Source organism: Vicinamibacterales bacterium, from assembly GCA_036012125.1.
Taxonomy (GTDB): Bacteria; Acidobacteriota; Vicinamibacteria; order Vicinamibacterales; family UBA823; genus UBA11600.
The window spans coordinates 1-11,425 of the sequence record DASCOS010000029.1; the positions used below are offsets into that span (position 1 = coordinate 1).

The following is an 11,425-nucleotide window of genomic DNA, read 5'->3' on the forward strand; positions in this document are numbered from 1 at the left end:
TCCGTCCGGTGCTAGTGCTGAGTTCGATCGTGCCGCAGCAAAACTTCCTCGGTATCTTGATCGACAATTCACGCAGCATGGAAATCGCTGATCGTGACAATGAGCCTAGACACACCTTCGTCGACCGGAACTTTGAATCGGAGACCAGCAGGCTTCGTGCTGCTCTGGCCGATCGCTTCGCTTTGCGCTTCTTTAAATTCTCATCCGCCACCGAACGGTTAACCGACCTCAACGAACTCGATTATGAAGGCACCCGAACCGACCTGGGATCAGCGCTCAACCGCGCGCGTGACGAACTGAGCGGGGTCCCGCTATCGGGCCTAGTTGTCGTCAGCGACGGCGCCGACAATTCCGAATCGGTGCTAACCGAATCGCTACGCGGCCTCAGTACCGACGGAATTCCCGTCTATACGGTTGGCTTGGGTCACGAGGCGTTTGAGCGAGACATCCAGTTAAGTCGAGTTGAGATGCCTCGCTCGGTGCTTCAGGGTACGTCGCTAGTCATCGATGTAGTCATTGGCCAAGTTGGCTATAGCGGCACCTCGATCGTTGTCCAAGCTGAGGATGAGGGTCGGCTTGTCAGCACGGAGGACGTTCAGCTACCAGCCAATGGTGAACCGGCAACAGTCCGAATGCGGCTCACAGCGACCGAGACAGGCCCTCGGATCTTCCGTTTCAGCGTCCCTGTTCAGGCGGGTGAAATGGTGACGCAAAACAATGTGCGGGAGGTGCTGATCGTCGTCGAAGACCGCCGAGAAAAAATCCTCTATTTCGAGGGGGAGCCACGGTTTGAGGTGAAATTCGTCCGACGCGCTGTCGCTGACGACGAGAACTTGCAAGTCGTCGTGCTACAACGTACCGCCGACAACAAGTATCTCCGACTCGATGTCGACGACGCTGACACTCTGGTCGGTGGCTTTCCGAAAACCCGAGAGGAGTTGTTTCAGTATCGCGGGCTCATCCTCGGTAGTATCGAGGCGAGATATTTCACGCCCGACCAGCTACGAATGATTGCCAGCTTCGTCAATCAGCGCGGTGGTGGTTTCCTCATGCTTGGCGGTCGTAGTGCGTTCGCGGAGGGTGGCTACGTCGGCACGCCGATCGCCGACATTCTTCCCGTTGTTCTTGGTGAACCACTGTTAATCGACGGTGAACCGGCTTTCACTGAAATCACCGTTTCGCCGACGCGCGCTGGGCAGACTCACCCAGTGATGCAAGTGGACGACACAGAGGAAGCTTCAGCCAAACGGTGGAAAAACTTGCCCGCTGTTTCAAGCCTCAACCCGATCTTTGAGACCAAGCCAGGTGCGACGACTCTGCTCACCGGCACCAGTGAATCTGACGAGCGCATAGTTCTTGCCTTCCAACGCTACGGTGCGGGTAAAACACTGGCATTGCCGATTCAGGATTCCTGGATGTGGCAGATGCATGCTGATGTCGCGCCCGACGACATGACGCATGAACTATTCTGGCGCCGGATGCTCCGCTGGTTGGTGGACGGCGTGCCTGACCAAGTCGTCGCCAGTGTCCGACGTGACCACGTAGAGCCCGGCGAACCAATTGAACTGTTGACTGAAGTTGTCGATGGCACATATTTAAGAATGAACAATAGCCAGGTGATTGCCGAGATGACATCACCCTCTGGCGACTTCGTGGAGATACCGCTCGACTGGACGACCGAGCGCGACGGTGAGTACAAAGGTCATATCACGCCAACCGAGGAGGGGCTCTACAGAATCCGCGTTGAAGCAACTAACAACGACAACCTCGTTGGAACAGACATGGCGTATTTTTTCGCGTCTGCCAGCGACGACGAATTCTTCGACTCAGCCATGCGTGCTCCACTCCTTCGTCGGATCGCAGACGAAACCAGTGGTCACTTTTATACCGTCGACACCGTGGAGTCGCTACCTGAGGACATCGCCTACACCGGTGCTGGTATCACCATCGTTGAAGAACTCGAACTCTGGGATATGCCGATCCTACTGCTACTACTCATCGTGCTCGTTGGAAGCGAATGGGGATACCGACGGATTAGGGGATTGTCATGAACCGCAAAGGGTTGGTGCTACTCAGCCTAATGTTGGCTACCGGCCTGCCCATATCGCTGTCGGCTGAGCAAAACCACGTAATCGTGGTCTCCGGGCTCGGCGGTGCCCAAGAGTACCGCGACCGGTTCTACGAATGGAGCATCCAACTTGTCGACGCTGCAATTGACCGGCACGGGATTCCGGCTGACCAGGTAGTTTTTCTCGCTGAGCAACCTGACCGTGATCCCGATCGGATTCGGGCACGGTCGACTTGGGAAAATATTCAGACTGCGATCACCGAGGTGGCCGAACATGCGGCGTTCGATGATCTGGTCCTGATTGTCTTAATCGGACACGGTTCATTTTCAGGGAGCGTATCCCATTTCAACCTGCCCGGCCCAGATCCGACAGTTGTCGACTTCGCCGTTGCTCTCAACGAACTTCGCGATCAACAAGTGGTGTTCGTCAACACGGCGACGGCTAGTGGTGAGTTTATCGCGGGGCTCTCTGGCCCTAAACGCACGATCATTACGGCGACCAAGACTGCGCGCGAGCGCAACGAAACAATATTTGGCGAGTTCTTTGTTGAGGCGTTCGCAGGGCGGGTGGTGCCGGAATTCGAAACGCCTACTGCCACCAACAATGTGAATGGAATAGCTATCGATGATGTAGCCGATGCCAATAAGGACGGTCGGGTCTCGTTGCTCGAGGCGTTTGACTATACGCGGCATCAAGTCGCGCGGGTATACGAGGAGAGTGGCCTGCTATTAACCGAACACGCAATGCTTGACGACAACGGCGACGGTTACGGCTCAGACGAACCAGACCCTCTCACCGCTGGCGCCGACGGACGGATCGCGCAAGCGCTCTTCCTCACTCCAAGCGGGAGACTCACCACGGCAGAATTAGAAACTGATGATCCAACTCTTATGGGACTCTACGCGGAGCGCAACGCGATTGAAAAACGCGTGTTGGCGCACCGGACATTAAGAGACGGCATGGATAGTGCAATTTACGAACAGGAACTCGAGCGGCTACTTATCGATCTCGCCCTCAAGAACCGCGAGATCAGGAACGCTGAAGATGAGGTGCCACAACCGTGAGGATAAGGTTACTCCCGGCCCGTTGGTTCGTTGGGATCGCAGTGGTCACGGCCGCTTTCAGCGTTGCCGCCAGTAGCATGGTGGCCGAAACACAATGGCGACGTGAAGTCGTGTCACTTGACGCGGCGAACACCGCCTACGATGGACGGTTTACTTTCGTTCGGCTGCAGTACGGTATGGCCCTCGGTAGGTTCGGTGGCCGAGGGCTTCCACCATGGGCGCATGATTACCCACGCGCCGAGCGTAATTTTATGAAGATTCTCAATGAGATCACTGGCCTTACACCGTTTCTTGGACCAACTGGCGGTAACATTCTTCGACTCGGCGATCCCGAACTCTACAAGTACCCTCTGGCCTACATGTCGGAGCCTGGCTTCTGGACGATGACCGAGGAGGAGACGCTCACCCTGCGTCACTACATCGAAAAAGGCGGTTTTCTCATTTTCGATGATTTTCGAGGGCGGCACTGGTACAACTTCGAAAAGCAGATTAACCTTCTACTACCAGAGGCATCCCTCGTCGAGCTTGACATCTCACACCCGATCTTTCACTCGTTCTTCGAGATTGAGTCGCTCGACTTTGTCCAGTTCTACCGGCGAGGTGGTCGACCAAGTTTTTTTGGTGTCTACGAGGATAACGAACCCACGAATCGTTTACTGTTGATTGCAAACTACAACAACGACATCGGCGAATATTGGGAGTACTCGGATACGGGATTCACGCCGATCGAGCTGTCGAATGAAGCATACAAACTCGGCGTGAACTACATAATTTATTCCATGACTCACTAGATATGTCTGTTCAGCTCTGCACAAAAGGGTAGAAATCACATACACACTGAAGTCACGAAATTTGTCTAGCTCGGAGGTGGGACGCGTGGAAGCATTCGAAAATCAACCGCTTGACCTTGAATCACCTGACGATGTGGCGCTCGCCGACCGTATGAAGGCCGGCCGTGCCCAGATTATTTCTGAAATCAAGAAGCAGATTATTGGACAGGACGAAGTGATCCACGAGATCCTGCTCACCCTGTTCGTTGGAGGTAATAGCCTGATCGTCGGCGTGCCGGGTTTAGCCAAGACACTCATCATCCGGACAATGGCTCAGGTTCTGGACCTCAAGTTCAACCGGATTCAGTTTACGCCGGACCTGATGCCATCAGACATTACTGGTACCGACATCATCCAAGACGACCCACAGACCGGCGGGCGCAAGATGGTCTTTTCACCAGGACCAGTTTTCACCAATATCCTACTAGCGGACGAGATCAACCGGACGCCTCCCAAGACTCAGTCGGCGTTGCTTGAAGCAATGCAGGAACATCGCGTTACGATTCAGGGTCGCACCTACACCCTAGAAGAGCCGTTCTTCGTTTTTGCTACCCAAAATCCGATCGAACTCGAAGGCACCTATTCCCTGCCCGAAGCACAACTCGACCGATTCATGTTCCATATCATCATTGAACATCCACCTGAAGACGAGGAATTCGAGGTCGTCCGAACCACCACGTCGATCCAGAACCCTCAGTTCTCACATACCATCACCGGCGACGATCTCGTGAAATTCCAAGAACTTGTCCGTAAGGTGCCGGTTTCAGAGCCGGTCATGCGCTATGCCCTCAATCTAGTCCGCGCGAGCCGTGCCGATAAGGATGGACCCGACTTCGTAAAGAAATGGATTGCGTTTGGTGCTAGCGTTCGTGCTGCTCAGTACCTCGTGCTGGGAGGAAAGGCGCGGGCGCTTAATGAGGGCCGTTATCACGTAAATTTCGATGACATCCGGGCATTGGCGCATCCCGTACTCCGGCACAGGGTCTTAACCAATTTCCACGCAATGTCAGAGAGTGTCACAACGGATCAAATCATTGATCAGCTTTTAGATACGGTGACCGTGCCGACTTCGGGGATGTAGGAATCATGGCGACCCAGAGACACACCCTCATTCCAGGGGCGTCATTCGTCGACCCGAAGGTGTTGGCCCGAATAGGTAATCTTGAACTTCTGGCCCGCATACTCGTAGACGGCTTCATTAACGGCATCCACAAGGCGTCTTCCCTAGGTGTGTCAGTTGATTTCGCTGAACACCGCGGCTACATGCCTGGCGACGACATTCGTCGTATTGACTGGCGGCTTTACGCTCGGACCGACCGCTATTACGTAAAGGAATTTGAAGCCGACTCGAATGCCAACTTCTCGGTAATCCTAGATGTCTCGAAGTCAATGGGGTTCTCAAGTGGAGGACTCTCGAAACTTGACTACGCGAAGTTTTTAGCTGCGTCGCTCACCTATCTGGCGAACCAGCAACGGGATCGCGTGGGTATTGTCACATTCGACAGCGAAATCATCGAGCGAGTGCCTCCATCGGCGAAGCATCTTGATGTTGTATTCCACACGATTGATCGTGCGATCGCTGGCCGACCAGGCCTGCTTGGAGATCCGCTGTTTCGGATGACAGAGTTTTTTAAGCGGCGTGGAATCCTCGCTTTGATCTCTGACTTCTACGAAGAACCAGATACCATCCTCAGCGCAGTAAAACAATTTCGTGCTCAGGGGCACGACGTGATGGTCTTCCACGTTCTCGACCCGGCTGAACTCGAGTTTCCGTACGATACCGCTTCCAGTTTTGAAGACATGGAGAGCGGTGAGCGGATTCCGATCGTGCCCGAGAACCTCCGCGAACAGTATAAGAAACTCATTGAAGAACATACGTCGGCACTTGCAAAGTCCTTCACCGAACAACAAATCGACTATGCGGTGTTCAACACCTCAACGCCAATTGACTACGCGCTGTTTGCGTTTCTGTCGGCGCGTGAACGGATGGCGAGAGCCCGCTAATGGCATTTCTAGCACCGTTATTGCTCCTCGGTCTCGCCGCACTTGCGGTCCCAGTGCTGATTCATCTCACCCACCGCGAACGTGGCCAGGTTATTTCGTTCCCATCACTTATGTTCCTTGAGCGTGTGCCATATCGGTCGATGCGCCGGCAGAAGATCCGTAATTGGCCGCTATTCTTACTCCGCTGTGCCGCATTTATTTTGTTGATTTTGGCTTTCGCACGACCGTTCTTCACCGATACAACCAGCCTAGCCGGCACACTGAACGGGGGCAGAGAAATTGTCGTCCTGCTTGATCGTTCGTACAGCATGGGCTACAGCGACCGCTGGCAACAGGCTCAGGTTGCTGCTCAAGAGGAAATCAACACCCTGGGACCTAACGACTTGGCTACGCTAGTGCTTTTCGAACAGAACGCCGAAATCGGTGGACGTTCGTCAGTCAATCATGCCAGCGTGTACGCGGCGATCGCACGCGCTGAGGTCGGTGCAAATATCACGCGCTTTGGCCCTGCACTGCAACTGGCTAAGAGCATCCTCGAGCAATCTGAATTCACGGAACGCGAAGTGGTCCTTATTTCTGATTTCCAAAAAAACGGCTGGACCGGAGACGAGGCTGTTTCGTTCGAAGAAGGGATCCGACTCCGACCGATACCCATCGACGGAACTGATGCATTGAATGTGACGATAACGTCGGTAGCCTTCGAGCGTGAGCCGTTCTCGGCTGCTGAACAGGCCACCGCTATGGCTAGACTGGTGAACCAAAGCGACCTGAACGTTACTAATCTCTTGGTCGCCCTCGAGCTCGACGGACACGAAGTTGCAACGCAATTGATTGATATAGAAGCCAGTGGCACGGCTACGGTCAGCTTTGATCCGTTCATCGTGAGTGAAGACCAACTTCGCGGGACTGTGCGGATCAGTGATGACGCGCTACTACAGGACAACATGTTCCACTTCACGGTCTCATCCGGCCAGCTGGTCTCAGTCCTAATCGTTAAACCTGATGCAGCTACTCTAGACTCAAGCCTGTACCTCGAGAACGCCCTTGCCGTAGGCAATACGCCGACATTCGTCACTGAGACAATAACAGTTCGCGATCTCAATACAGATGTGCTGGAAGGACGGTCAGTCGTTATTCTAAATGACACTGCGCCGTTCGACGGCCCCACGGGGAATGCGCTGGTCAACTTTGTTGGCGCAGGCGGCGGACTATTGGCTGTCCTCGGTGAAAGCGTACGCTGGACGCCCGAGGCATCCGATGTATTGCCTGGCTCGTTCGGTACACCCACCGCTCGCCTCAGCAGTCGGAGCAACGTCCTAGGCTACGTTGACTACAGCCACCCAGTGTTTGATATCTTCAACGCCCCCCGCAGTGGAGACCTTTCATCAGCACAATTCTTTCAGCAGAGACCATTCACCGTCACTAATCCCGAGTCTGTACTGGCGCGCTTTGCCGATGGCTCGGTAGCGCTTGCCGAGCGCCGTATCGGGCAGGGTCACGTACTGGTGTGGGCGTCCACACTCGATAGTTACTGGAACGACTTGGCTCTCAAACCGGTCTATCTGCCCTTCGTTCATCAGTTGGCAAAGCACCTTGGCAAGTATGTCGAACCAACCGAATGGCATACCACGGCCCAGTTACTCGATGTGGTGAGCATGTACGCGGCGCGTGGCCATCGGCTCGAATTCGGGCGAGATGACCCGGTCGCGGTCGCACCGACCGGGGCGCGGCTGCCGATCACAGGCACTGATTCCTCCGTGTTCCTTGAATTGACTCACCAGGGATTCTACGAAATACACACACCTGGTGCCGTTGTCGACGTGCCGCTCGCCCTCGCCGTTAACGCTGATCGTAGCGAATCAGACCTGGCAACACTCGACCCCCAAGAACTGGCCAGTTCGGTTACTGGACGGGCGGTTACTGAAAGACTTGGAAATCTGGTACTGCATGAGCGGAGTCCCGAAGACGCGGAGGAACAGCAGGCATTATGGCGGTATCTGCTTGTCGCGGCACTTCTGCTCCTGACTGCCGAAACTGTGCTCTCAAACCAGCTATCGCAAAGGGTGCGGTAGGCACTGTTAATAAGCGGCGCGTCCGTGGATAGCTGCGCCGATGGACCGGAATGAATGGCCGCAGGATGTTCTGCGAAGCTAGGCGAAAATGTGAGATAACTTGGGCACACGGATATGCTGTTAACTGGCCATCAATCGCAATCCCCTCGTGAAGACCTCTTTCGAGTCATCCGTCAAGTCCGTCAACGTTGGCGGCTTAAGATCGTGTTGCGTGGCCTGGCCGTCATGGTCACGGCCGGCATTGTAGCCTTTTTACTTTCGGCCTTCGGCCTTGAGTATTTCCGCTTTAGTGCCCCAGCAATCATTACGTTCCGGATACTTACTTACCTGACGCTGACGTTGCTTCTCGTCTGGTCACTTCTGCTTCCGCTGTCGCGCCGAGTCTCGGACGAGTCAGTCGCGCTATACCTCGAGGAACACGAACCATCCCTTCAGGCGAGCGTCTTAAGCGCGCTTGAGGAAAGTGGTAAGCCCGATGTGTCCAGCCGCGTTGACATGTCGCCAGCGCTCATCCGGCGGTTGATCGAGGTAGCCGTCGAGAAGTGTGACTCGATAGATTCTGGACGCGCTGTCGAGCGACGCAGTCTTCAGCGCACATCAGGCGCACTGGTCGGGCTGGCTGTAACTTCAGCAATGCTATTGCTATTCGGCCCTGGTTATCTACGCCATGGTCTTTCGGCAGTTGCGTTTCCGCATCGGAGCATTGAGACTGCAAGCCCGTACAAGATCGTTGTGGCGCCTGGTAACGTAACAATCGCTCGTGGTACCGACCAAGTGATTACGGCCGAGCTCGTCGGCTTTGAGACCGAGAAGGTCGAGCTCTACTCTCGCTCCCACGCGAGTGTGCCGTACGAGCCATTGCCGCTTGTGACGGGCTTTAAGGAAAACCAGTACGAAGTGATGCTGTTTGACATTGGTGAAGCAACCGATTACTTCGTCCAGTCATCGGGTATCCGTTCAGAGGTCTATACAATTGAGGTCATCGACATACCCTTCGTCGAGCGCCTCGAACTCGAGTATCACTTCCCCCCGTATACCGAACTTCCACCGCGCACCATTGAAGATGGGGGCGACATCGCGGTCTTGCGTGGTACTGAAGTGCGGGTCCGTGCCGTGCCAACCACCGAGACCCTAGGTGGCCGGTTTGTGATCAATGAAGAGACGATTCTTCCGATGGACCGCCAATCCGATGGTTCGCTCAAGACGCGTTTTACAGTTGAAATGAACGGCTTTTATCGGATCGATCTCGAGGACCACGACGGTGTGATGATTACGGCGTCGTCACAGCACACAATTGAGGTACTCGATGACCAACCACCCGTCGTCGGTTTCGAGAAGCCAGGGCGTGACATAACGGCATCGTCCATCGAGGAGATTTTTGTTGAGGCTAAGGCCAATGACGATTTCGGCATTCAAGCCCTCGAGCTTGTCTATGCGATTAACGGCTCCGACGACAAGGTCCTTGAACTCTTCAACAACCCTGAAAATACGCCATACGACACCTCGGCCGGATACACATTTTTTCTCGAGGAATATGGTCTCGAGCCTGGTGATCTGATTTCCTACTACGCACGGGCACGCGATTCGGCAAATGGCGACAAGTCCAACGTTGGGACAAGTGACCTCTACTTTATTCAGATTCGTCCGTTCGGTAAGAACTTCCTGCCCGCTGAATCGCAGGCTGGCATGGGCGGGGGAGGTGGTAGTGGAGCTACATCGCCAGATGCTCTTTCACAACAGCAACGTGAAATCGTCTCAGCCACATTTAACATCGTGCGTGATCGCAGCAAATATTCTGACGAGGAGTTCCGGGAGAACGTCGTTTTCCTAGCGTTAGCGCAGGGCAAGCTACGCGAGGAGGTACAGACCCTGCTCGGTCGGCTGAACAGCCGTGTTGTAAATGTTGACCCAGCGTTTGTTGAAATCTCGGAGATCCTTCCACAGGCAGTGACGTCGATGCAGCGGGCTGAGGAGACCCTGCAAACCCAAAACGCCAAGGACGCACTACCGCCGGAGCAGCACGCGCTCAGAATGCTGCAGCGAGCCGAAGCAACCTACGAGGAAGTGCGTGTTGCTATGGAGTCGCAAGGTAGTGGTGGTGGAAGCGGAGGCCGCCAATCGGCTGCCGAGGATCTCGCTGATTTGTTCGAACTTGAGCTCGATAAGTTGCAGAACCAATACGAGACCCTGCAGAGCGCACAACAACAGCTGGCCGACACAAAGCTTGATGAAACACTCGAGCGGCTAAAGGAACTGGCGCGACGGCAAGAACAAGAGGCTGAGCGACAGCGTTTGCGTGCTAGGGGCCAGCGCACTGCTTCCTCAGGCAGCGGCGCGAGTCAACGTGCACTTGCCAACGAGACCGAAGAGGCCGCGCGGCAGCTTGAGCGGCTTGCCCGTAACGAATCCGACCCCGACCTAATGCAGGCCGCACAACAACTCCAGAAAGCGGCCGACGCAATGCGCCGTGCAGCGGTGGACCCAGGCGATAACGGCATGGCTGACGCGAGCACGGCACTCGAGCAATTGCGTGAAGCGCAGAGTCGGCTGGAACAGGAACAGTCGGGACGACTCAAGCGGAACATCGCAACTGCGCTCGACCGTGTCGACGCACTGGCCGAAGCCGAGCGTCAGGTTGCCCACGATGTGGCTCAACTCGACCAAGATGCACAAGTGCGCCGCACACAGGTAGGCCCGCTCATGGGACGTAAAGATCAAATGTCGACGGAGGTTGCCAGCCTCGAACGCCAACTCGATAACACCTCAGCCGAGTTTCGGCGTGACGAACGCGAAGCATCCCAACGCTTGCAGGCAGCTGCCGACTCGATCAGAAAGAACAAGCTGAAGGAGAAAATCAGATATTCGAAAGGGGTCATCCTGGGCCGCGCGCCAGAGTATTCCAGGGCGTTCGAACAACAAATTGGTGCGGACATTGAAGAGATCCGACAGGCGCTTAGCGAAGCAGAGGCAGCCATAGGACAAAATCCAGCAGACCAGTGGGCCGAAGCGCTTGAAGCAACACGTGATCTGATGCGAGGTGTCCAATCACTCGAGCAGCGGGTCGGTGAGGCAGCACGGCGAGATGGACCTGTTCAAGATGAGCAGCAACGTCAATCTCAGGGCGACCTACAGCAGGGTGGGCAAAGTGGCCAGGGACAGAGGGGTGGCGGTAATCGCACCGGTGTGCCGAGCCAGGGTGGCAACTGGACCCAAGCCGAGCCGAGCGATTGGAACGTAGGACCAGACCAGGTCCGACAGTTTAGCCGTGAATATCGAGAACAGGCAATGGATGCCCAAAAACTCAGGCAACTTCTCGAGCAGCAGGGCGTTACCGTGGATGATCTCGATGCTGTTATTCAAGCCCTGCGAGAGTTCGATGACCAACG

General features: G+C 55.2%; 7 protein-coding genes. All 7 read left to right on the forward strand.

Annotated features, from left to right (window positions below; translation table 11 throughout):
• Nucleotides 1–2,051 (forward strand): hypothetical protein (locus tag QGH09_09575; GenBank protein ID HJO18433.1); only part of this gene is annotated, 2,051 nt, incomplete at its 5' end.
• Nucleotides 2,048–3,133 carry a hypothetical protein gene (locus QGH09_09580; protein ID HJO18434.1) on the forward strand — a complete coding sequence of 362 codons (1,086 nt, stop codon included), beginning with the start codon at nt 2,048–2,050 and terminating at the stop codon, nt 3,131–3,133. The genes QGH09_09575 and QGH09_09580, both read left to right, overlap by 4 nt.
• On the forward strand, nt 3,130–3,924 hold the full coding sequence (locus QGH09_09585) for a DUF4159 domain-containing protein (protein HJO18435.1): 795 nt from the start codon (nt 3,130–3,132) through the stop codon (nt 3,922–3,924). The genes QGH09_09580 and QGH09_09585 overlap by 4 nt, the downstream gene beginning before the upstream one ends.
• Nucleotides 3,925–4,009: 85 nt before the next feature.
• Entirely contained in the window at nt 4,010–5,044 is a 1,035-nt protein-coding gene (locus tag QGH09_09590) for a MoxR family ATPase (GenBank protein ID HJO18436.1), read from the forward strand.
• Between the two features lie 5 nt (nt 5,045–5,049).
• Entirely contained in the window at nt 5,050–5,967 is a 918-nt protein-coding gene (locus QGH09_09595) for a DUF58 domain-containing protein (protein HJO18437.1), read from the forward strand.
• The gene (locus QGH09_09600; GenBank protein ID HJO18438.1) at nt 5,967–8,039 is read left to right on the forward strand and encodes a BatA domain-containing protein; all 2,073 of its coding nucleotides are present in this window, start codon (nt 5,967–5,969) and stop codon (nt 8,037–8,039) included. The genes QGH09_09595 and QGH09_09600 overlap by 1 nt, the downstream gene beginning before the upstream one ends.
• Nucleotides 8,040–8,153: 114 nt before the next feature.
• The coding region (locus QGH09_09605; protein ID HJO18439.1) for a DUF4175 family protein at nt 8,154–11,425 on the forward strand (3,272 nt) is incomplete at its 3' end.